Source organism: Nonomuraea sp. NPDC049655 (assembly GCF_044465465.1).
Lineage (GTDB): Bacteria > Actinomycetota > Actinomycetes > Streptosporangiales > Streptosporangiaceae > Nonomuraea.
Map to the genome: position 1 here is coordinate 1 of NZ_JBITLS010000005.1, position 21097 is coordinate 21097.

Annotated in this window: 17 protein-coding genes; 7 read left to right on the forward strand and 10 right to left on the reverse strand. The window is 72.5% G+C overall.

Features of this window, described 5'->3' with window-relative positions; genetic code table 11:
* Positions 1–138: 138 nt before the first annotated feature.
* On the reverse strand, positions 139–633 hold the full coding sequence (locus ACIBQ6_RS16985; protein WP_358294284.1) for an EF-hand domain-containing protein: 495 nt from the start codon (positions 631–633) through the stop codon (positions 139–141).
* Between the two features lie 105 nt (positions 634–738).
* Complete coding sequence (gene ald, locus ACIBQ6_RS16990; RefSeq protein WP_358294282.1) at positions 739–1854, reverse strand: alanine dehydrogenase; 1116 nt, start codon at positions 1852–1854, stop codon at positions 739–741.
* A 166-nt stretch (positions 1855–2020) separates the two neighbouring features.
* Here ald and ACIBQ6_RS16995 point away from each other — a divergent pair, with 166 nt between their 5' ends.
* Entirely contained in the window at positions 2021–2986 is a 966-nt protein-coding gene (locus tag ACIBQ6_RS16995; protein ID WP_397212861.1) for an excalibur calcium-binding domain-containing protein, read from the forward strand.
* Here ACIBQ6_RS16995 and ACIBQ6_RS17000 read toward each other — a convergent pair.
* The 3 genes from ACIBQ6_RS17000 to ACIBQ6_RS17010 are packed head-to-tail and all read right to left on the reverse strand — an operon-like array spanning position 2983 to position 6853.
* Complete coding sequence (locus ACIBQ6_RS17000; protein WP_358294278.1) at positions 2983–4362, reverse strand: NCS2 family permease; 1380 nt, start codon at positions 4360–4362, stop codon at positions 2983–2985. The two genes, ACIBQ6_RS16995 and ACIBQ6_RS17000, sit on opposite strands and share 4 nt — an antisense overlap.
* Before the next feature lie 60 nt (positions 4363–4422).
* Positions 4423–4656: an EF-hand domain-containing protein gene (locus tag ACIBQ6_RS17005; protein WP_352323877.1), complete on the reverse strand. Its 234-nt coding sequence runs from the start codon at positions 4654–4656 to the stop codon at positions 4423–4425.
* A complete protein-coding gene (locus ACIBQ6_RS17010) occupies positions 4640–6853 on the reverse strand; it encodes a molybdopterin cofactor-binding domain-containing protein (RefSeq protein WP_358294276.1) in 2214 nt (737 codons plus the stop codon). The genes ACIBQ6_RS17005 and ACIBQ6_RS17010 overlap by 17 nt, the downstream gene beginning before the upstream one ends.
* 95 nt (positions 6854–6948) lie before the next feature.
* On the opposite strand from ACIBQ6_RS17010, the gene ACIBQ6_RS17015 reads away from it, so the two are divergent.
* Positions 6949–8517, forward strand: coding sequence for a PucR family transcriptional regulator (locus ACIBQ6_RS17015; RefSeq protein ID WP_397212863.1), 1569 nt, complete (start codon positions 6949–6951; stop codon positions 8515–8517).
* A gap of 2 nt (positions 8518–8519) precedes the next feature.
* Here ACIBQ6_RS17015 and ACIBQ6_RS17020 read toward each other — a convergent pair whose 3' ends face one another.
* Positions 8520–11339 (reverse strand): BTAD domain-containing putative transcriptional regulator, encoded by a 2820-nt coding sequence (locus ACIBQ6_RS17020; RefSeq protein ID WP_397212865.1) that lies wholly within the window; start codon positions 11337–11339, stop codon positions 8520–8522.
* A gap of 13 nt (positions 11340–11352) precedes the next feature.
* On the reverse strand, positions 11353–14172 hold the full coding sequence (locus ACIBQ6_RS17025; RefSeq protein WP_397212867.1) for a BTAD domain-containing putative transcriptional regulator: 2820 nt from the start codon (positions 14170–14172) through the stop codon (positions 11353–11355).
* A gap of 450 nt (positions 14173–14622) precedes the next feature.
* On the opposite strand from ACIBQ6_RS17025, the gene ACIBQ6_RS17030 reads away from it, so the two are divergent.
* The 4 genes from ACIBQ6_RS17030 to ACIBQ6_RS17045 all read left to right on the forward strand — a co-directional run bounded on the left by ACIBQ6_RS17030 (position 14623) and on the right by ACIBQ6_RS17045 (position 19101).
* Positions 14623–15906 (forward strand): tetratricopeptide repeat protein, encoded by a 1284-nt coding sequence (locus ACIBQ6_RS17030; RefSeq protein WP_397212869.1) that lies wholly within the window; start codon positions 14623–14625, stop codon positions 15904–15906.
* Between the two features lie 44 nt (positions 15907–15950).
* Positions 15951–16532 carry a copper resistance CopC family protein gene (locus tag ACIBQ6_RS17035; protein ID WP_358294267.1) on the forward strand — a complete coding sequence of 194 codons (582 nt, stop codon included), beginning with the start codon at positions 15951–15953 and terminating at the stop codon, positions 16530–16532.
* Positions 16529–18505, forward strand: coding sequence for a cytochrome c oxidase assembly protein (locus ACIBQ6_RS17040; RefSeq protein WP_397212870.1), 1977 nt, complete (start codon positions 16529–16531; stop codon positions 18503–18505). Before ACIBQ6_RS17035 ends, ACIBQ6_RS17040 begins: the two co-directional genes overlap by 4 nt.
* A gap of 206 nt (positions 18506–18711) precedes the next feature.
* The gene (locus tag ACIBQ6_RS17045; protein ID WP_358294264.1) at positions 18712–19101 is read left to right on the forward strand and encodes an ATP-binding protein; all 390 of its coding nucleotides are present in this window, start codon (positions 18712–18714) and stop codon (positions 19099–19101) included.
* Positions 19102–19114: 13 nt separating this feature from the next.
* Here ACIBQ6_RS17045 and map read toward each other — a convergent pair whose 3' ends face one another.
* Positions 19115–19963, reverse strand: coding sequence for a type I methionyl aminopeptidase (gene map / locus ACIBQ6_RS17050; RefSeq protein WP_352353489.1), 849 nt, complete (start codon positions 19961–19963; stop codon positions 19115–19117).
* A gap of 32 nt (positions 19964–19995) precedes the next feature.
* Between map and ACIBQ6_RS17055 the strand changes: the two genes are divergently transcribed.
* Positions 19996–20172 (forward strand): hypothetical protein, encoded by a 177-nt coding sequence (locus tag ACIBQ6_RS17055; RefSeq protein ID WP_352323881.1) that lies wholly within the window; start codon positions 19996–19998, stop codon positions 20170–20172.
* Positions 20173–20179: 7 nt separating this feature from the next.
* Here the strand turns inward: ACIBQ6_RS17055 and ACIBQ6_RS17060 are convergent, their stop codons facing one another.
* On the reverse strand, positions 20180–20839 hold the full coding sequence (locus ACIBQ6_RS17060; RefSeq protein ID WP_397212871.1) for a cyclase family protein: 660 nt from the start codon (positions 20837–20839) through the stop codon (positions 20180–20182).
* On the reverse strand, positions 20836–21087 hold the full coding sequence (locus ACIBQ6_RS17065) for a hypothetical protein (RefSeq protein WP_364331991.1): 252 nt from the start codon (positions 21085–21087) through the stop codon (positions 20836–20838). The genes ACIBQ6_RS17060 and ACIBQ6_RS17065 overlap by 4 nt, the downstream gene beginning before the upstream one ends.
* Positions 21088–21097 lie beyond the last annotated feature (10 nt).

The following is a 21097-nucleotide window of genomic DNA, read 5'->3' on the forward strand; positions in this document are numbered from 1 at the left end:
CTGAGCCGCCGGCGCCGAAGGGCACCACCCCGTGGTGCCGGCTGGCGACCGCCCCCTGAAAGACCATGCAACCCCGGCTCGCCACCCGTCGGGGGCCGGGCGCCGGCGGGCCCCTCGACGTGTGTCCGGGGGCTCGCGCTAGAGGTCGCCGACGAGCAGGCCGCGGCGCAGGCGGGCGTACTCCTCGAAGGAGATGCGGCCGTCGCCGTCGGCGTCGGCCCGCTGGAAGGCGGCCGAGAGCCCGTCGTCGCGGTTCCACAGCGTGCGGAACTCCGCGGCGGTGAGCTCGCCGTCGCCGTCGTGGTCGGCGAGGTCGAAGGTGGCGCGGAACATGGGGTTCAGCACGCCGTCGAGCGCGCCCGTGCGCACCAGCGCCTGGAAGGACTCGACGTACTCCTCCCTGCTGATCCGGCCGTCGTGGTCGGCGTCGAGGGCGTGCACGTGGACGTCCCAGGTGTCGAGGAACGCCGCCACGACCTTCTCGCCCTCGGGGCTGTCCGGCCGCGCGCCGGCCCGCCGGATGCGGTGGCGGGCCAGCGCGAGGTAGTCGTCCTTGGTCAGGAAGCCGTCGCCGTCGGTGTCGAGGTCGTCGAAGTTGCGTTCCGCGCTGCCGCGCAGGAGCACCGGATCCATCCAAGCCTCCGTTGTCACGGATCGTCATGGTCTCGTGACTCACCGTAACGTGCGGATCCGTGACGGCCAAGGCCCGGTCCCGTTCCGCGCGACCGGGCCCGCGGCTCAGGTCAGCGCCTCCTCCAGCGGTGTCCACTCCAGCCCGTGCGCCTCGGCCACCGGCCGGCTGGTCAGGCGTCCCTCGTGGGTGCTCACGCCCGCGGCCAGGGCGGCGTCCGTGCGGACCGCCTCGCGCCACCCCTTGCCCGCGACGGCCAGCGCGTACGGCAACGTCACGTTGGTCAGCGCGAACGTCGAGGTGTGCGGCACCGCGCCCGGCATGTTGGCCACGCAGTAGAAGACCGACTCGTGCACCCGGTACGTCGGCTCGGCGTGCGTGGTCGGCCGCGAGCCCTCGAAGCAGCCGCCCTGGTCGATCGAGATGTCCACCAGCACCGAGCCCGGCTTCATCCGGCTCACCAGGTCGTCGGTGACCAGCATGGGCGCCTTGGCCCCCGGCACCAGCACCGCGCCGATGACCAGGTCGGCCTCCAGCACGGCCTTCTCGATCTCCAGGGTGTTCGACGCGACCGTCTGGCAGTGGCCCTGGTAGATCATGTCCGCCTGGCGCAGCTTGTCGATGTTGCGGTCGAGGAGCAGCACCTCGGCCTGCATGCCGAGCGCGATGGCGGCGGCGTTCATGCCGGACACCCCGGCGCCGATCACCACGACGTTCGCCGCCCGCACGCCGGACACGCCGCCCATGAGCACGCCCCTGCCGCCCTGCGAGCGCATCAGGTGGTACGCGCCGACCTGCGGCGCCAGCCGTCCGGCCACCTCCGACATCGGGGCGAGCAGGGGCAGCGAGCCGTCCCTGTTCTGCACGGTCTCGTAGGCGATGGACGTGACGCCCGAGTCGAGCAGGGCCCTGGTCAGGGGGCCCGAGGCGGCCAGGTGGAGGTAGGTGAACAGGATCTGGCCCTTGCGCATCCGGTGGTACTCCTCGGCCACCGGCTCCTTCACCTTCATGATCAGGTCGCACGTGGCCCACACCTCGTCGGCGTGCGGCGCGATGACGGCGCCCGCCGCGGCGTAGTCCTCGTCCGGGATGGCCGAGCCGAGGCCCGCCTGCCGCTCGACGTGGACCTGGTGCCCGTGGCGTACCAGTTCGTGGACGCCCGCGGGGGTGAGTGCGACGCGGTATTCGCTGTTCTTGACCTCGCGGGGAACTCCGACCTTCATGGGGTCATCCCTCGTTCGCGTGGAAAGTTGCCGACAACCTGCGTTCTCATTTCCATTTTTCCTCCGATCTCACAGATAGGTGAGGATTTTTCGGCTGATTACCCCGCTGCTGCCCGTCCTCGATAAGCTCACCGGCAGCCCGAACGTCAGGATGGGGTCGTCAACGATGGACAGACCGGTAGAGGCGCCTCCCGCGGAGCCGGAAGAGCCGGAGGAGCCGAAGGCCAGCCGCCTCACCACCATCGTGCTGACCGTCTCGCTGGTGCTCGTCGTCGTCGTGGCGGGCGTGCTCGGCACGGTCGCCGTCCTGATGACCAAGAGCCCCGACAGCCCGCTCCTCGGCGGCGCGCCGCCGCAGCGCCTGGCCACCCCCATCCACTTCGCGCCGGTCAAGGAGACCAAGACCGCGCCCTGTCCGGGCGACCCGGCCGTGCTCGACGAGCAGCAGACCACCTGTTACCTCCTGGAGGACGGTGTCACGGTCGGCGCCGTGCAGCGGATCGAGGCCGTCCGGGGCGCCGACAACTCCTACTCGGTGCGCATCGCGGTCGCGCCCGTCTTCAAGGACCGGCTGGTGCGGCTCATCGACGAGCTCCAGCCCACGCAGCGGCAGGTCGCGATCGTGCTGGCGCCCGAAGGCGAGCAGACGCCGAAGACGGTCCTGGCCGCGCCGGTCGTCACCCAGAGCATGGACGGCGACAGCCTGAGCATCGCGGGCTTCACCAAGGAGGAGGCCGACGCGCTGGTGGTCCGGATGCTCGGCGCGCCGCCGTCCCAGCCGTCGCAGCCCGCGCAGCCGCAGTCGTCCCAGCCGGGCACCGACCAGCAGCCCCAGCAGCCGACGAACCAGCAGCCGACGGACCAGCAGCAGCCCACGAACCAGCAACCCCCCAACCAGCAGCAGCCGAACCAGCAGCCGCAGCAGCCCACGGACCCCGGCCAGGGCACCGCGACCACCGGCACGACCGCCCCCGCGGGCGTCGCCCGCGTCCCCGACAAGCGGTACGCGAGCTGCAAGGAGGCCCAGGCCGCCGGCGACGGCCCCTACACGCGCGGACGGCATGAGGAGTACTCCTGGTATCCCGACCTCGACCACAACGGCGTGGCCTGCAACAGCGCTGACATCCGCTAACCGAACAGGGCCCGGAGGGCGTCGATGCCGAAGTAGGCCAGGAAGACCAGCGAGACGGCCCACAACAGCCACGGGATCTCCGCGAACCGGCCCCTGGCCGCCTTGATCAGCGTGTACGAGATCACCCCGGCCCCCACCCCGTTCGTGATCGAGTACGTGAACGGCATCAGCGCGATCGTCAGGAACGCCGGCACGGCCAGCTCGATGTCGGTCCAGGGCACGTTCTTGGACTGCGTCATCATCAGCGCCCCGACCAGCACCAGCGCGGGCGCCGCCGCGGCCGCCGGCACCACCGCGGCGATCGGCGTGAACAGCAGCGTCAGCCCGAGCAGCGCCCCGGTCACGACGCTGGCCAGACCGGTGCGCGCCCCCTCGCCCACACCGGCGGCCGACTCGACGAAGACGGTGTTGGCCGAGGCGCTGACCGAGCCGCCGATCATGCCCGCGACGCCGTCGACGGTCAGGATGCGGCCCAGCCGCGGCACCCGCCCGACCTGGTCCACGAGCCCGGCCTCGTCGCTGACGCCGATGATGGTGCCCATCGCGTCGAAGAAGCCGGACAGCACCAGCGTGAACAGCACCACGGTCGCGGTCAGCGCGCCCGCCCTGGCGAACCCGCCGAACAGGTCGAACTGCCACACCAGCCCGAAACTCGGCGCCGCGACCAGCGATTCGGGCATGTGCGGCACGACCACCCCCCACTCCTTGGCGGGCACCGGCACCAGCGCGTTGACCAGGACGGCCAGCACCGCGGTGACCGCGATGCTGATGAGGATGGCGGCCGGGGTCCTGCGCACGTACAGGACGATCATCAGCAGCAGGCCGAAGCAGAACAGCGTGACCGGCCAGCCCGTGAGATGGCCGGTCGCGCCGAGCTGCACGGGGGTGCCGGTGCCCCGGGCGACGAAACCCGCGTCCACCAGGCCGATCAGAGCGATGAACAGGCCGATCCCGACGCTGATCGCGTGCTTGAGCGCCAGCGGGATCGCGTTCATGATCAGGGTGCGCAGGCCGGTGACGGCCAGGACGATGATGACCGCGCCCTCCAGCACGACCAGGCCCATCGCCTGCGGCCAGGTCATGTGCGGCGCGGCCTGGTAGGCGACCACCGCGTTCAGCCCGAGCCCGGCGGCCAGCGCGAACGGCGCGTTGCCGACGAAGGCCATGAGCAGGGTGGACAGCGCGGCCGCCAGCGCGGTCGAGGTGGTCAGCTCGGCGATGGACAGCCGGGCGCCGGTGACGTCCTTCGCGCCGGCCAGGATGATCGGGTTGAGCAGGATGATGTAGGCCATCGCCATGAAAGTGGTCAGGCCGCCGCGGACCTCGCGTCCGACGGTCGTCCCCCGCCCGGTCAGCTCGAAGAGTCTGTCGAGCACCACACGTCCCCCTCGTCATGGCGAGGGGAGTGCGGGTCACCTACCCGGCGGGGGACATGATCACGCCTTCTCGTGCCGCCCGTGGCCGACCAGGCCGACGAACTCCTCCAGGCCGATCCGGCCGTCGCCGTCGGTGTCGGCGGCGTTGATGAACGCCTCGATCTCCTCCTCGGAGGCGCCGTGGACCCCCAGCGCCTCGTTGGCCTGCCTGATCTCGGCCGCGGTCAGCAGACCGTCGCCGTCGGTGTCGAAGCGACTGAACTCCGCCTCGGCGGCTTCACGACCGCTTGCCATCGGATACCTCCCCGTGATTGGACAAGGCGATATCTTCCGGCCTGATCGGAACGCGAGTCAACCGGAGCCCGGTCGCGGCGCGTACGGCGGCGGCGACGGCCGGGGTGGAGGAGAGCGTGGGCGGCTCGCCGGCGCCGCGGAGGCCGTACGGTGCGGACGGGTCCGGATTTTCCAGGATTTTCAGCTGCATGGGCGGCATGTCGAGCATGGTGGGGATCAGGTAGTCGGTGAACGACGGGTTCAGCACGCGGCCGTCGCGCACCTGGATCTCCTCCATGAGCGCCAGCCCGAGGCCCTGCGCCGTGCCGCCGTGGATCTGGCCCTCCAGCGCCTGCGGGTTCATGATCTTGCCCACGTCCTGCACCGCGGCCAGCTCCACCACCTTGACCAGCCCCAGCTCGACGTCCACGTCCACCACCGCGCGGTGCACGCACAGCGCGAGCTGCGTGTGCGAGTCGCCCTGCCCGGTCACCGGGTCCATCGGCTTCGTGGGCCGGTGCCGGTACTCGCGGGTCTCCTCGATCGGCCCGAACCTGGCCAGCGCCTCCCGCGGCGGCAGCCCCTCGAACCGCTCGCGCACCGCCTCGCAGGCCGCCTTGACCGCGCCGCCCGTCACGTAGGACTGCCGCGAGGCCGACGACGAGCCCGCCGAGCCCACGGCGGTGTCGGCGGTCGCCACGGTCACGTCCTCGATGCCCAGCTCGGTCCGCGCGATCTGGGCCTGGACCGTGACCAGGCCCTGGCCCACCTCGGCGGCGGCGGTGTGCACGGTGACCCGCGGCTCGCCGCCGACCAGCTCGGCCCGCACCCGGGCCGTGGAGTAGTCGTCGAAGCCCTCGGAGAAGCAGATGTTCTTGATGCCGACGCCGTAGCCGATCCCGCGCCGCACCGACTCGCCGTGCGTGGTCTGCGAGACGCCGCCCGGCAGCGCGCGCAGGTCCGCCCCCGTCCGCGGGGCGGGCAGCGGCATGGCCTCCAGCTCGCGCAACATGCCGGCCAGCGGCGCGGGGGAGTCGATCACCTGGCCGGTCGCCAGCGCCGAGCCCTGGGAGACGGCGTTGCGCGCCCGGATCTCGACCGGCGACAGGCCGCACGCCTCGGCCAGCCGGTCCATCTGCGACTCGTAGGCGTAACACGCCTGCACCGCGCCGAACCCGCGCATCGCCCCGCACGGCGGGTTGTTGGTGTAGACGCCCGCGGCGTCGATCCACACGTTCGGCACCTCGTACGGCCCGGCCCCCAGCGAGGCGGCGTTGCCGACCACGGCGGGGGAGGAGGAGCAGTACGCGCCGCCGTCCAGCAGGATGTCGGCCTTGACGTAGACCAGCCTGCCGTCGCGGGTCGCGCCGTGCTCGTAGCGCATCAGGGCCGGATGGCGGTGCACGTGGCCGAAGAACGACTCCTCGCGGCCGTAGACGATCTTGACGGGGCGGTTCAGGCGCAGGGCCAGCATGCACGCGTGCACCTGCATCGACAGGTCCTCGCGGGCGCCGAACGCGCCGCCGACGCCCGACAGCGTCAGCCGTACCTTCTCCGGCGGCAGGCCCAGACAGGGGGCGAGCTGGTCGCGGTCCACGTGCAGCCATTGGGTGGCGATGTACAGGTCCACGCCGCCGTCCTCGGCCGGGACCGCGAGACCCGACTCCGGGCCGAGGAACGCCTGGTCCTGCATGCCGACCTCGTACTCGCCGGTGACGACGACCTCGGCCTCGAACGTGTCGCCCTTGCGCACCGGCTGGCGCCTGACGTACTCGCGCGACTCGCGCGGATCGGTCACCGCCGGGCGCGGCTCGTAGTCGACCACGATGGCCCGCGCCGCCCTGCGCGCGGTCTCCGGATGGTCGGCGGCCACCAGCGCCACCGGCTCGCCCTGGTGGCGGACCTGGTCGATGGCCAGCACGGGCTGGTCCTTGTGGTCGAGCCCGTAGAACTTCTCGCCGGGCACGTCCTCGTGCGTCAGGACGGCCAGCACGCCCGGCATGCGCAGCGCCGGGCCCACGTCGATCGACCGGATCCAGGCCGACGGGTGCGGGCTGCGCAGCGTCACGCCCCACACCATGCCGTCGAGCCACAGGTCGGAGGCGTAGGCGAACTCGCCGGTCACCTTCAGCGTCGCGTCCGGCCGCCGCGCGCTCGTGCCGACCCCCTCGGCCCCGCCGACGCCTTCGGACCTGGTGGAGTGGACCGTCTCCGTCATCCTCCGAGTAGAGCACCGGCCCGGCCCGGCCTCCTATGCCCGTGACGTGAAATCCCGGTCATCGCTTGACAGAGCGGGCTTGTATATTCCTCCAAGTGCGCATCAGTGACCTGCTGGCGATCGACGAGCTGGGTCTCAGGCTGCTGGCCGGCGACCCGGAGCGCGAGTTCGGCACGGTCCACATCACCGACCTGCCCGAGCCGGGGCGCTACCTGTCCGGCGGCGAGCTGGTCCTGACCGGCCTGATGTGGCGCGACACCGCCGCCGACTCCGCCCGCTTCGTCACCGCCCTGGTCGAGGGCGGGGTGTCCGCGCTCGGCGCGGGCGCGGCCCGGCTCGGGCACGTGCCCGCCGACCTCGTCTCGGCCTGCCGACGGGCCGGGCTGCCGCTGGTCGAGGTGCCGGTCGAGGTCTCCTTCCGCACGCTGGCCGAGCTGGTCGCGCCCCGGCTGTCCGGCGACGTGCGCGACGCGCTCGGGCGTCACCGCAGGCTCGTGGCGGCCCTGGCCGAGGGCGCCGACCTGCGCGGGCTGTTCGAGCTGACCGCCGCCGAGCTGGGCGTCACGGGCGCCGTCCTGTCCGCGTCCGGTGAGGTGGTCGTCGGTACGGCCGCCGATCCGGCGGGGCTGGCCAGGGCGTACCTGACCGCGCCCCGGCTGCCCGCGCTGGCCGGCGGCGCGACGCTCTTCGCCGTCGGACGCGGCCACCGGGCGGCCGGCTGGGTCCTGGCCTGCGACGGCGACCTGCTCGGCCGCGCCGACCTCGGCTATGAGCTGGCCGCCTGCGTGGCACTCGAACGCGGCCGCCTGGAGGAGGGCCGCCGGGTCGAGCGCCGCCTGGCCGGGCAGCTCGTGGCGGCCGCCCTGGCCGACTCCGACGCGGCCGAGCTCAACGCCCGGCTGCGCACGTGCGGCATCGACGCGGACGAACCGTACGCCGTGGTCAGCGCCACCGCCCCACGCCCCGGCGCCACCGCTGCCCCCGCCGCCCCCGCCGCCCCCGCCGTCCTCGGCGGCCGGATCCTGGAGGAACTGCTCGCCCGCGAGGTCGTCGCCGCCCCCGTCCCCGCCGAACCACCTCAGGGCAGCGGCGGCACGGCCGTCGACGGTGGCGGTCGCAGCAGCGGCGGCGGCGGGGCGGTGGCGGTGGTCGCGTTGCGGGGGAGGAGCGTCGGGGAGCTGGCCGCGCGGTTGCGGGCCGGCGCCGCCGTACTGGCCGCGCTGCCCGGCACCCGCCTGAGCGTCGGCCTGAGCGGCGCGCTGACCGGCGCCGCCGCGCTCAAGGGCGGCGTGGAGGAGGCCGGGCACGCCAGGCGGCTGGCCGAGGCCCGCGAGGGCGGCGTGGTCACCAGCGACGAGATCTACACCCACGCGCTGCTGCTGGCCACCGTGCCGGGCGACGTGCGCCGCTCCTTCTCCGACCGGCTGCTGTCCCCGCTGCTCGCCTACGACCGCCGCCACCAGTCGGGCCTCGTGCGCACGCTCGACGTCTTCCTCGACTGCTCGGGCTCGTGGAACGCCTGCGCCGAACGGCTCCACGTGCACGTCAACACGGTCCGGTACCGCATCCGCAGGATCGAGGAGCTGACCGGCAGGAACCTGTCGGCGATGTCCGACCGCGTCGACTTCTTCCTCGCACTCCGCGACACCACCCCGCCCCGCTGACCTCACGCCTCCCGCTCCGCCGCCCCCATCGCCTCCCGCACGGCCGTCAGCTCGGCGTCGGCCCGCCGCTCCCACAGGGCGTTGCCCCCGGACTCCGCGTTGGCCACCGCCTCGGTCGCGTGGGCCAGCGCCTCGTCCAGCCGGCCGAGCATTCTGCAGGCCCTCGACATGGTGATGAGACACTCGACCATGAACCGGTACCCGGTTCTGCCGAGCAGCTTCATCCCCTCGCTCACGTGCTCCAGGGAGAGCTCGGGATCGCCCAGGTCGAGCAGGACCTGCGAGAGCACGACCCGCGCGTGTCCCTCATGCGTCGTGTCACCGCTCCGGCGGGCCGCGGCCAGGGCCAGCTCCAGAGGGTCCCGCGCCTGCGCGTGGTGCCCCATGCCCTGGCGGGCCGTGCCGAGCATCAAGCAGGCGAAGCGGACGCCGACTTCGGAGCCGATCTGCCTGGCGACCGCGAGCTGCTGTTCGGCGTGGGGCAGCGCCTGTTCGTAGAGCTGTCTGGCGACGTAGGCGTTCGACAGGTTCCCCAGCACCCGCATCTGCCCGAAGCCGTCGCCGAGTCGCCTCGCGATGGCCAGCTCGGCCTCCAGGTGGGGGATCCCCTCCTCGGGACGTCCGGTCAGGCGCAGCCCGTTGGCGATGTGGCCGTGGGCGATCTGTGCGCCGGCGTCGTCGCCCAGCCGTTCGCACACCCGCAGTGCCATGGTGTTGAGCGTCAGCATGTCGTGGCCCTCGTGCGACCGCTGCTGATGCCACAACATCGCGAACGTGAGCCGCACGCCGAGTTCGGCGATCCCGTCGTCCGGGGAGGAGAGGGCCTGGACGGCCACCGCGTTCAGGACGTGCTCCTCCGCCCGCAGCCAGGCGAGCGCCTCCTCGGGCGTGGCGAACGCCCGGGACGTCGCTTCGTCCACCGGGCGCCCCAGCTGGACGCGGTGAGGGTCGATGACGACGTTCGCCTGCCGGGCGGAGGCCGCGAAGTACCCGAGCACCCGCAGGAGCGGCTTTTCTGGATCGCGTACGGGCAGGTCGCCGGCGAACAGCCGGACGAGGTCGTGCAGCTGATGACGACCGTCCCCGGTACGTTCGATCAGGTTCGCCTCGGCCAGCCGGTCCAGGGCGCGCCGTGCCTCGTCCGGCGTTCTGTCCAGCAGCACCGCCGCCACGTCCGCGGTCATGTCCGGCACGTGCAGCCGTCCGAGGAGAGGCAGGGCGCCGGCCGCCAGCCGGTCCACGGGACGGCTGCCGCCGGTGAGCCCGTCGTAGCTGGCGGCCAGGCTGGACCGTACGGCCAGGTCTCCCGCGGCCAGCTCGTGCAGCCGTCTGCGCTGGTCCGCCAGCCGCCTGCCGAGGGTGCCCACGCTCCACTCCGGATGATCGGCCAGGCGGGCGCCCGCGATGCGCAGGGCGAGCGGGAGGCCGTCGCAGAGTCGGACCAGCGTCGAGGTTCCGGCCGGGTCGGCGCCCACCCGTCCGTCGCCGGCCAGCTTGGACAACATCGTCGTCGCCTCCGCCTCCGACAGCCGTCCCAGCCGGAGCTGGACGCAGTCGTCGCCGACGTTGAGCGACTCCCTGCTGGTCACGAGCACGCTGACACCGAGCGGCGTGGACAGGAACGGCCGGATCTGGTCCAGCCCGGAGGCGTCGTCCAGGACCACGAGCAGGTTCTTGCCGTGCAACCTGCTGCGCCACATGGCCGCCGCCTCGTCCAGCTCGGCCGGGACGTCCTCGCGAGGCGTCCCGATCCCGCGCAGGAGCCGGCCCGCGAGCCCATGGGCGGACAGACGCGGCACGTTGGGGGTGCTACCGCGCAGGCCCACGTAGAGCTGGCCGTCGGGGAAGCGGTCCCGCACGGCGTGCGCGACCCGTACGGCGAGGGCCGACTTGCCCACGCCGGGCGGTCCGGAGATCACGACGAGCGGATGCGGCGGGACGTCGTCACGGGGAGCCAGCAGCGCTGCCAGCCGGTCGGTCTCCTGCGCCCGGCCCACGAAGCCGATGAGCTCGCGCGGCAACTGGCGGGGAACCGTCTCGGCGGCGACGCGGACGGACGCCCGATCGCCCGCCAGCACGACCCGATGAGCTTCGCGCAGCCCCTGACCGGGGTCGATGCCCAGCTCCTCGGCCAGGCTCACCCGGACGTCCTCGTACGCCCTGAGCGCCTCCGCCTGGCGGCCCGACCGGCCCAGGGCGAGGATGAGCAGCTCGTGCAGACGCTCGCGCAGGGGATGGCGGGCGGCCAGTTCCCGCAGCGTGGCGATGGCTTCGCCGGCGCGGCCCTGATGCAGGAGGAGCTCGGAGCGGCCCTCGAAGGCGACCAGGCGCAGTTCGTCCAGCACGGCGCGTTCGGTCTCGGCGAAGGGGCCCGTCACCCCGCTCAGCGCCACGCCCCGCCAGAGACCGAGCCCCTCGTCGAACAGGCGTAACGCCTCTTCGTGAGCACCCGTGCCCCGCGCGCGCAGTGCCGCGTTCACCAGCTCGGAGAAGGCGAAGGCGTCCACCTTGTGCGGTTCGACGAGCAGTTGGTAGCCGCCCGCCTTGCTGATCAGCAGCTTCGACCGCTCACCCGGCCTGCGGCCCGGCTCCAGGGTGCGCCTCAGCCCCGCGACGTAGGTATAGACGCTCTGCCCGGCACTGGCCGGGGGCTTCTCCCCCCATAGCCCCTCCACCAGCTGATCCATGGTCACGACCCGGCCCGGCGGGGAGACCAGCATGACCAGGACGGCCTGCTGGCGGGCGGGCCCCAGGTCGAACGCCACCCCGTCGTGGGCGCCGGTCACCGGGCCGAGCAGGCCGATGCTCAGACTGTCGCTCATCCCCGCACCTCGCTCATGCGCCCCGGGCACCCGCGGCCTGCCGTGCCTCTCGTACGGCCTCCTGCTCGCTCCTGGCCTCCTGCTGCCATTCCGAGGCCAGCCTGTCGGTCACGGCCGCGGTCAGGGCCGCGGTGACACAACCGGTGGCGCTGTCCAGCTCGCCCAGAGCCCGGTAGGTGCGTGACAGTCCGAGGAGGCACCGCAGCCGCGACACCCGGTTGCCGGCGGGCTCGATCAGCTTCAGGGCGAGGAGGAAGTTCGGCAGGGCCTGGTCCGGCATGCCCAGGTCGAGGTGGACCTTGCCGAGCACCCCTCGAAGGTGGGCCTGGTGGGTGGTGTCGCCGACCTCCTCGGCGTCGGCCAGGGCCAGGCAGAGGATCTCGCGGGCCTGTTCCAGCCGGCCGCATCTGTGGTGGGCCTCCCCGAGGATGAGCCTCGCGTAGCGGACGCCCACCCGCGCGCCGATCGGCCCCGCGACGGCAAGCTGCTGCTCCGCCAGGACGATCGCCTGCTCGAAGTCCTCATCGTGGTAGTGCACGTTGGCGAGGTTGCCCAGCGCGCGCTGCTCGGAGAAGGCGTCGCCCAGCCGCCTGGCGATCGCCAGCTCGATCCGCAGGTGCTCGACGGCCTCGTCCCTCCTGCCCTTCATCCTCAGGGCCGTGGCCAGCTCGCCGTGCGCGTGCATCGCGATCTCCGCGTCGCCGAGCCGTTCGCAGACCCGCAGCACCATCAGGCCGAGCTCCACCAGGTCCGTCGTACGGTAGGCGCGCTGCAGGGGCCAATGCAGGGCGAAGGCGAGCGCCAGGCCCAGCGCGGCGATGTCGTCGTCGTCGGTGGTGAGCGCCTGGCGGGCCGCGGCCAGCAGCACGGCCTCCTCCTCCAGCAGCCAGGCCGTCGCCTCCTCCCGCGTGCCGACCTGGTGCGTGACGGCTTCGGCGACCGGGCCACGCTGGACGCGGTGCGGGTCCATGACCTGGCTGGCCAGCCGGGCGGAGGCCGCGTAGTACGCGAGCGCGCGCAGCACCGGCTTCTTGGGGTCAGCAGGACGCAGCTCGCCCGCGAACAGGCGGACGAGGTCGTGGAGCTGGTAGTGGCCCGGCCGGGGGCGGTCGAGCAGGTGCGCGTCGGTCAGCCGTTCCAGGGCCAGGTCGGCGTCGGCGGGGTCGGCGTCGAGCAGGGCCGCGGCGGCCTCGACGGTGATCTCGGGCACGTGCAGGAGGCCCAGCAGGGACAGCGCGCGGGCGGCCAGCCGGTCGAGGGGGCGGGGGCTGCGTTCGAGCGCGGTGAAGCTGGCCGCCAGACCGGCGCGTACGGCCAGGTCGCCGGCCACGAGCTCGTGCAGCCGCCGGCGTTCGTCGCCCAGCCGGCCGGCCATCGTGGCGACGCTCCAGTCGGGGCGGCTGGCCAGGCGGGCCCCCGCGATGCGCAGCGCCAGGGGCAGGCCCTCGCAGAGCCGGACGAGCTCGGCGGTGTCGCCCGCGCCGGCCCGCACGCGCTCCTCCCCGGCCAGCCCGGCCAGCATCGCGGCCGACTCGGCGGGGGACATCCGGCCGAGTTCGAGCTGGTAGGAGTCCTCGCCCCAGGTCATGCTCTCGCGGCTGGTCACCAGCAGCGCGGTGCCGAAGGGGGTGGACAGCAGCGGGCGGATCTGCGCCAGGTCGGCGGCGTCGTCCAGCAGGACGAGGACCCGGCGGCCGTGCAGGAGGCTGCGCCACGTCGCCGCCGCCTCGTCCAGGTCGGCGGGTACGGCGTCGGCCGCCACCCCCAGCCCCCGCAGGAACCGGCCGAGCACGTCGAGCCCGGTCAGCGCGGGCAGCTCCGGCGTCGCGCCGCGGCAGTTGACGAACAGCTGGCCGTCGGGAAAGCGGTCCTGGACCAGGTGGGCGGCCTGAGCGGCCAGCGCGGACTTCCCGACGCCCGGCGGCCCGGAGACGATCACCAGCGGCGTCGGCGGACGCCCGCCGCCGGGGGCCAGCCGCCGCTCCAGCTCGTCCAGCTCACGCGAGCGGCCCACGAACCCGGCCAGGTGGCGCGGGAGCTGGTGCGGCACCCCGTCGCCCCGCCACGGCCCGGGCTCCCCGCGCAGAACCAGCTGGTGACACTTGCGTAACCCCTCGCCCGGTGTGAGGCCCAGCTCCTCCAGGAGCAGGACCCGGCCCTCCTCGTAGACCTTCAGCGCCTCGGCCTGACGGCCCGAGCGGTAGAGGGCCAGCATGAGCAGCTCGCGGGTGCGCTCGCGCAACGGGTGGCGGACGGTCAGGTCGCGCAGGTCGTCGGTGATCTCGTGGTGGCGGCCCAGGTGTAACAGGCTCTCGTGCCGCTGTTCCAGCGCGGCCAGGCGTAACAGCTCCAGACGGGAGCGTTCCCGTTCGGCGAACGGGCCGGTCAGGCCGCTCAGCGCGGTGCCGCGCCACATCGCCAGGGCCTCGTCCAGGAGCTGTACGGCGCGGCGGTCGTCACCCTCGCGGCGGCACGTGCGGGCCTCGTCCAGGCGTTCGGCGAAGCACAGGGAGTCGACCTGTACGGGCCCGACGTTGAGGGCGTATCCCGCGCCGGTGCCCGACAACAGCCGCGACGGGGCGCGCCGCCCGCGGTCGGGCTCGAAGGCGCGGCGCAGGCCGGCGACGTAGGTGTAGACGCTCTGCTCGGCGTTGCGCGGCGGCTCGTCGCCCCAGATCCCCTCGACGAGCCGGCTCATCGGGACGGGCCGCGCGGCGGCCGAGGCGAGGACGGCCAGGGCGGCCCGCTGCCGGGCCGGCCCGAGATCGACGGGCCGCGATCCGCGTTCGGCGTGAACGGTTCCGAGAAGGCGGATGTAGATGTCGTCGCTCACGCGTCCTCCCCGTTCACACAGCCCCGGCGTCCCCCTTACCAGGGCAGCGTATTCAGAATCCCGTGGCGGTATGGCGATCACGCGACTGTAGATCAAATGTAGAAGGATTCGGGTACGCTCGGCCCGGTGGTGAGAAGAGGGGGCACATCCGCGGACCGGGCCTCATCGTTCCCTGCTGCTGGAGAGCGCTCGTCCATGGGATCGGTGCGGTTCGGAGCACAGCCACGCGCCGTACCCCCTCTTGCTGCGAGCCTCAGCAGCAGTGCTGATCTTCCTGGAAGGAAGAGAGGGCAGACGTCGCGGCGTTCGCGGCCGTAACATTGCCTCCTATAGTCACCAAGGCGACAATCGCGGTGACTAGCGCGGACAGGGCAATACGCATGCGCATGGGGGGTTCTCCCTCGCCTGTGTGGGGTTGCTCGGACTTCATCATCTCAGGGAGCAACGACTGTGACCACATCTGACCTGGTCGGACTCCGCATCAAGACCGTTCGGCGACAGCGTGGCCTGTCACAGGCACAGCTGGCGCATCCAGAGTTGTCGGACAGCTATGTCTCCTTGATCGAGAGTGGCAAGCGTACCCCTACCCCCGCCGTCCTGGAGCTGCTGGCCCAGAAACTCGACTGCTCGCTGTCCTATCTGATCAACGGCGTGACCGCCGAGCAGATGGAGGACATCGAGCTGGCGCTCGGCTACGCGCGTCTCGCGCTCGAGAACGGTGAGGTCGCCGAGGCCCGGACGCGCTACACCGAGCTGCTGGCGAACAACAATCTGACAGGCTTGACAGCTTTGCGTCAAGAGACCGAATTCGGACTCGCCTTCGCCGCCCAGGCCAGCGGAGACTTCGACGGCGCGATCGCGATCCTGCTCAGGCTGTCGGAGGAGGAGCTGCCTGCCGACCGCCGCGTCGAGATCGCCTCCAACCTGTGCCGCGCCTACCGCGAGAGCGAGCGGCTCACCGAGGCGGTGGAGGTCGGCGAGCAGATGCTGAGCAGCACCACGCGACCCGCGTGGAACGATCTGCTCGTGGAGCTCGGCGCCGGCCTGCTCGCGGCGTACATGGAGCGCGGCGACCTGCTGCGCGCCCGGCAGTTCGCGGCCGAGCTGCTGAACGCCGCCGACGCCCTCGGCACGCCGCGCTCGATCGTGGCCGCCAACTGGATGGCCTCCAACACGGCCTCCGCCACCGGGCACGCGGAGGAGGCGCTGTCCTTCGCCGAACGCGCCATGGCCGTGCAGCTGGAGACCGGTCAGCCGGGCAGCATCGCCCGGATGCGGCTCGCGCACGCCCGCAAGCGCCTGCTGGCCCGCCCCCAGGAGGCCGCGGCCGTACGAGACGTGCTGCGTGGCGCGATCGTCGAGTTCGAGCAGACGGCCACCAGCACCGTCGAGCGGGCGCGGCTCCTCGTGGAGCTGGCCCGTGCCGAGTGCATGACCGGTGACCTCGACGAATCCGTGGAGCATGCCGACAGGGGCAGAGGGCTGGTGCCCAACACCGCCTCCGCCCTCAGGGCCGAGGCGGAACTGCTGCTCGCCAGGGTCTACGGCTCGGTCGGCCGCATGGACCAGGCCGAGCGGCAGCTGTCGTCCGTGCGCGACTCGCTCTCGCCGTTGCCCGACTCCCGCCGGTCGGCCGCCACCTGGTACGCCACCGCCGAGACGATGGAGCAGCTGGGCGACTCCGACGGCGCCGTGGACGCCTACCAGCGGGCTCTCGCCTGCGCGGGGCTGTAGCGAGGTCAGGACCGGGCGGTGGCGTCGGTAGCCTTGGGGGTGCCATGAAGAGTTCCCCGCTCGCGGCACTCACCGCGATTCTCGCCGCCCTGTTCGTGCTCGGCACCGCCACCCCGGCGCTGGCCCACGACTCACTCAAGAGCAGCGACCCGGCCAAGGGCGCCGAGGTCGAGGCCCTCGACGAGGTCAGGCTGGAGTTCACCGCCAAGGTGCGCATGCCGTTCGTCATCGTCCGGGGCGCGGATGAGGCCGTCTTCCAGGAGGGCAAGCCCGAGGTCGACGGCGCGGTGGTGCGGCAGGCGGTCAAGGGGCCGCTGCCGGGCGGGAAGTACACTCTCGCCTACCGGGTCGTCTCCTCCGACGGCCATCCCATCGAGGGCGAGATCCCCTTCACGGTCAAGGCGGCTCCGGCGGCCTCGCCGAGCGCGTCGGCCACCGACGCGGCGTCGGCCGCGCCCTCCACCGCCGCTCCCGCTCCCTCCTCCGCCGCTCCGGTCGCTCCCGCGGCCGACCAGGCGGCGGCCACGCCGAAGGGCGGCTTCCCGACCTGGCTGGTCATCGTGATCGGCGCGCTGGTCGGCATCGGCATCGGGTTCCTGTTCAGCGCGCGGAAGAAGAAGCCATGAGCAGAACGGCGCGGCTCGCGCTCGCGGGTGCGGTGGCGGCGGTCGCCGCCCTGGTGATCGGCATGATCGCCGGCGGCCGGGCCTTCCCCAGGATCATCCCCGGGCTGCCCGACGCCGGAGCGGTGGTCAGGTGGGGCCTGCCGGTGTCCAAGCTGCTGATGGACGTCACCGGCGTGCTCACCGTCGGCCTGCTGCTCACGGCCGCCCTGCTGCTGCCCAACGACAAGGGCATGCTCGGCAAGCCGGGCCTGCTCTACGTCAGGGCCTCGTCCTGGACGGCGCTCGGCTGGGCCGCCTCGGCGTTCCTGGCCATCGTGTTCACCACGGCCGACTCCTGGGGCCGTACGGTCCCGCAGATCCTCAACCGGGAATACCTGACCAGCACCGCCACCCAGACCACCCAGGGCGTGGCGCTCACGCTGGTGGTGCTGTTCGGGGTGGCCATCGCGCTGTTCTCGCGCGGCGCGATCACCGCCGGGGCCGCGGCCGGCCTGCTGGTGTTCGCGCTGGTGACGATGTTGCCGCCGCCGCTGACCGGCCACACCTCCTCCTCGCCCAACCACGACCTGGCCACCTCGGCGGTCTCGCTGCACCTGCTCGCGCTGGCCCTGTGGGTGGGCGGCCTGGTCGTGCTGGCCGCGCACGCGATGCGCGGGCAGCCGCAGCTCACCGTGGCCGCCGCCCGGTTCTCCGCGCTGGCGCTGTGGTGCTTCGTCGCGGTCGGCCTGTCCGGCGTGTTCAGCCTGGTCGCCCGGCTCGGCGCGCTGTCCGACCTGTGGACCACCCAGTACGGCCTGCTGGCCCTGGCCAAGATCGTCGCCTTCGTGCTGCTCGGCTACGTCGGCTACTGGCACCGGCAGCGCACGCTCGTCGACCTGGAGGCGGGCCGGCCCAGGGCGTTCACCCGGCTGGCCGGCGGCGAGACGCTGCTCATGCTGGCCACCGTCGGGCTGGCCGTCGCGCTGTCGCGCACGCCGCCCCCCGAGTTCAGCGTGCCCGCCGACCGGGCCTTCGAGCTGCTCGGCTTCCCCGTCCCGCCGGAGATCACGATCGCGAACGTGTTCTCGCTGTGGTGGTTCGACCTGTTCTTCGCCGCGGTGGCCGCCGTGCTCGCCGGGCTCTACGGCGCCGGCGTCTACCGGCTGATGCGGCGCGGCGACTCCTGGCCGTGGGGGCGCACCGCCGCCTGGTTCATCGGCATCGCGCTGCTGGTGTTCGCCACCCAGAGCGGCCTGGCCCGCTACGCCAAGGTCCTGTTCGACGTGCACATGATCGAGCACATGACGCTGTCCATGATCGTGCCGATCTTCCTGGTCCTGGGCGGCCCGGTCACGCTGGCGCTGCGGGCGCTCAAGCCGGCGGCCAGGCGGGGCGACAGGGGCCCCCGGGAGTGGATCACCACGATCCTGCACAGCCGGGCGGTCAAGGTCCTGTCCCATCCGGTCGTGGCGACGGCCATCTTCGTCGCCTCCACCTACGCCCTCTACTTCACGCCGCTGTTCGAGTCGGCCATGCAGGAGCACCTGGGGCACATCTGGATGACCCTGCACTTCCTGCTCAGCGGCTCGCTGTTCTTCTGGGTGATCATCGGCGTCGACCCGGGCCCGAGCCGGCTGCCGTACGTCGGCCGGCTGCTGATGCTCTTCGTCACCATGCCCTTCCACGCCTTCTTCGGCATCGCGCTGATGATGACCGGCTCGGTGATCGCCGCCGGCTGGTACGAGCCGCTCGGCCGCACGTGGGGCGACAACCTGCTGCAGACCCAGCAGGACGGCGGGGCCATCGCGTGGGGCTTCGGCGAGATCCCGACGCTGCTCGTGCTGCTGGCCATCGCGGCCCAGTGGTACCGCGACGACGAACGGCAGGCCCGGCGGGCCGACCGCAAGGCCGACCGGGGCGGCGCACGCGACACCGAACTCGACTCCTACAACGACTATCTCGCCCGTCTCAACCGCGCTGACAAGGGCGAGTAGCGGTTCGGCCATGGCACCCTATCCTCGGCTCACAGGTCTCAGGACCGCCGGGTAGCCTGTCTCACAGGGGAGAAGGGCATAACCTCATCAGCTAGCGTGCGCAGACCTTGAGGGGGGATTGCGCGACGCGTGCGGGGCGCCGGAGTGGGGACCGGCGCGGGCCCGGGGTGCCGAGGAAGGCGAGACCATTGGCGGAAGAGACACGCATGCGCGGGGGGCAGAGCCTGGCCGAGGCGCTCGAAGGCCTCCTGGCGCAATGGTCGGAGCGGACGGGGATCACCGTCGAGACCTGGGCACTGCCCGGCACCGACGTGCCCTCGCGGGTGTCCGGCGGCGTCATGGAGACGATGCGCGAGGCGCTGTCCAACGTCGAGCGCCACAGCCGGGCCCGTACGGTCGCGGTGGCGGTGACCACGGGCCCGAGCGGCCTGCGCCTGACGGTCAGCGACGACGGCCAGGGCTTCGCCGAGGGCGGCGCGGGGCGCGGGATCGCCCGGATGCGGGCCGCGTTCGCCGAGCTCGGCGGCACCCTGTCGGTCAACGGCGTGCCCGGCGAGGGCACGACGGTGAGCGGGGCGATCCCCAGACGACGCTGACGGCCGGGGCCGGTCAGGGGAGGGTCAGGATCTCGCTGCCCGTCTCGGTGACCACGATGGTGTGCTCGAACTGGGCCGTGCGCTTGCGATCCTTGGTCACCGCGGTCCACTTGTCGGGCCAGATGTCGTAGTCGATCGTGCCCAGCGTGAGCATCGGCTCGATGGTGAACGTCATGCCCGGCACCAGCTCCACCCGCAGCGACGGGTCGTCGTAGTGGGGGACCATGAGGCCGGAGTGGAAGCTCGTGCCGATGCCGTGGCCGGTGAAGTCGCGCACGACGCCGTAGCCGAAGCGCTTGGCGTACGCCTCGATGACGCGGCCGACCACGTTGAGCTGGCGGCCGGGGGCGACCGCCCTGATGGCCCGCATCATGGCCTCGCGGGTGCGCTCGACCAGCAGGCGCGACTCCTCGTCGACCTCGCCCACCAGGTAGGTGGCGTCGGTGTCGCCGTGGACGCCGCCGATGTAGGCGGTGATGTCGATGTTGACGATGTCGCCGTCGCGCAGCACGGTGTCGTCGGGGATGCCGTGGCAGATGACCTCGTTGATCGAGGTGCACAGCGACTTGGGATAGCCCTTGTAGCCCAGCGTGCTGGGGTAGGCGCCGTGGTCGATCAGGAACTCGTGGCCGATGCGGTCGAGCTCGTCGGTGGTGACGCCCGGGGCGATGTGCCGGCCGACCTCTTCGAGCGCCTGCGCGGCGATGCGGCCCGCCACGCGCATGCGCTCGATGATCTCGGGGGTCTTCACGTCGGACTCGCCGGTCGTGGGGCGCTTCTTGCCGACGTACTCCGGCCGCTCGATGTGGGCGGGGACCTTCCGGACGGGCGAGACTCGCCCGGGCTGGAGCAGTGTCGTCATGAAACACGAGTCTACGGGGCAGAATTGACCATGTGAGCGAAGGCCAGTGGTGGTTCTGTCTCAAGCACATGCGGGTCGAGCCCGACCAGGGCTGCCCCAACAAGGACCGGATGGGTCCCTACGCCTCGGAGGAGGAGGCGGCGGGCGCGTTGCAGCGCGCCGCCGACCGCAACAAGGCGTGGGACGAGGCCGAGCAGGAGGACGAGTGACCCCCGCCTACGGCACGACGGCGTAGGCCCGCACGGGGAAGGTGCCCATGCCCGCGATCATCGGGGGCGCGGCATGGAACCTGAACCCCTCCGCGGGCAGCGCCGACAACCCCGTCAGGTGCTCGACGATCGGGATCCCCGCCTTCAGCAGGATCGTGTGGGCGGGGCGTTCGCCGTGCGGCGGGGTGTCGTCGATGTTGAGCGAGTCGATGCCGACCAGCGCCGCGCCCTGCTCGGCCAGCCACGCCGCCGACTCGGGCGCCAGGTACGGGTGGTCGCGGAAGTAGGCGCCGGTGCCGAAGTGGCGGTCGAAGCCGGTGTGGATCAGCACCGCCCGGCCGCGTACGTCGAGCGCGGTGTCGAGCGCGGTGTCGAGCACCACCTCGCGGCCGTCCCCCGAGGCCGGTACGACCAGGCCGGGCAGGTCGGCCAGGCTGCTCAGCGGCACCTGCGCCAGGTCCTGGCCGCCGGCGTAGCGGTGGTGCGGGGTGTCCAGGTAGGTGCCGGTGTTGGCGGCCAGCGTGATCACGCCGATCTCGAACTCGGTGCCCGGGGCGTAGACCTCGCGTGAGTCCTCCCTGCTCAGGTGGGTGCCCAGCGTCGGCCCCGGGACGCCGGGGTAGGTGGTCATGCCCTCGGTGATGCGGTGGCTGAGTTCGACGATCATTTGGCGGCTCCCACCCGGACGAGTCGGACGAGGGCCACCGTGCCGATGGCGGCCCAGACGAGGTTCAGCCCGGTCGAGGGCCAGGCGGCGTTGTAGGCGCTGTTGACCATGAGCCCGAGCGCGCCGAGCAGGTTGACGACCTGGTACGTCGCGCCGTCGCCGGACAGCCGCGCGGACGAGACCAGGGCGTACCCGGCCAGCAGCAGGGCGGCTCCGGCCCAGCCGACGGCGTCGAGGAGGAGATCCATGGCCGATATT

Excerpts from the sequence above, each read along its gene's own strand:
- ACIBQ6_RS17040 (WP_397212870.1), top strand. The coding sequence starts at position 16,529 with ATGAGCAGAACGGCGCGGCTCGCGCTCGCGGGTGCGGTGGCGGCGGTC.
- ACIBQ6_RS17035 (WP_358294267.1), top strand. The coding sequence starts at position 15,951 with ATGAAGAGTTCCCCGCTCGCGGCACTCACCGCGATTCTCGCCGCCCTG.
- ACIBQ6_RS16985 (WP_358294284.1), bottom strand. The coding sequence starts at position 633 with ATGGATCCGGTGCTCCTGCGCGGCAGCGCGGAACGCAACTTCGACGAC.
- ald (WP_358294282.1), bottom strand. The coding sequence starts at position 1,854 with ATGAAGGTCGGAGTTCCCCGCGAGGTCAAGAACAGCGAATACCGCGTC.
- ACIBQ6_RS16995 (WP_397212861.1), top strand. The coding sequence starts at position 2,021 with ATGGACAGACCGGTAGAGGCGCCTCCCGCGGAGCCGGAAGAGCCGGAG.
- ACIBQ6_RS17020 (WP_397212865.1), bottom strand. The coding sequence starts at position 11,339 with ATGAGCGACAGTCTGAGCATCGGCCTGCTCGGCCCGGTGACCGGCGCC.
- ACIBQ6_RS17065 (WP_364331991.1), bottom strand. The coding sequence starts at position 21,087 with ATGGATCTCCTCCTCGACGCCGTCGGCTGGGCCGGAGCCGCCCTGCTG.
- ACIBQ6_RS17060 (WP_397212871.1), bottom strand. The coding sequence starts at position 20,839 with ATGATCGTCGAACTCAGCCACCGCATCACCGAGGGCATGACCACCTAC.
- ACIBQ6_RS17010 (WP_358294276.1), bottom strand. The coding sequence starts at position 6,853 with ATGACGGAGACGGTCCACTCCACCAGGTCCGAAGGCGTCGGCGGGGCC.
- ACIBQ6_RS17045 (WP_358294264.1), top strand. The coding sequence starts at position 18,712 with ATGCGCGGGGGGCAGAGCCTGGCCGAGGCGCTCGAAGGCCTCCTGGCG.
- ACIBQ6_RS17005 (WP_352323877.1), bottom strand. The coding sequence starts at position 4,656 with ATGGCAAGCGGTCGTGAAGCCGCCGAGGCGGAGTTCAGTCGCTTCGAC.
- map (WP_352353489.1), bottom strand. The coding sequence starts at position 19,963 with ATGACGACACTGCTCCAGCCCGGGCGAGTCTCGCCCGTCCGGAAGGTC.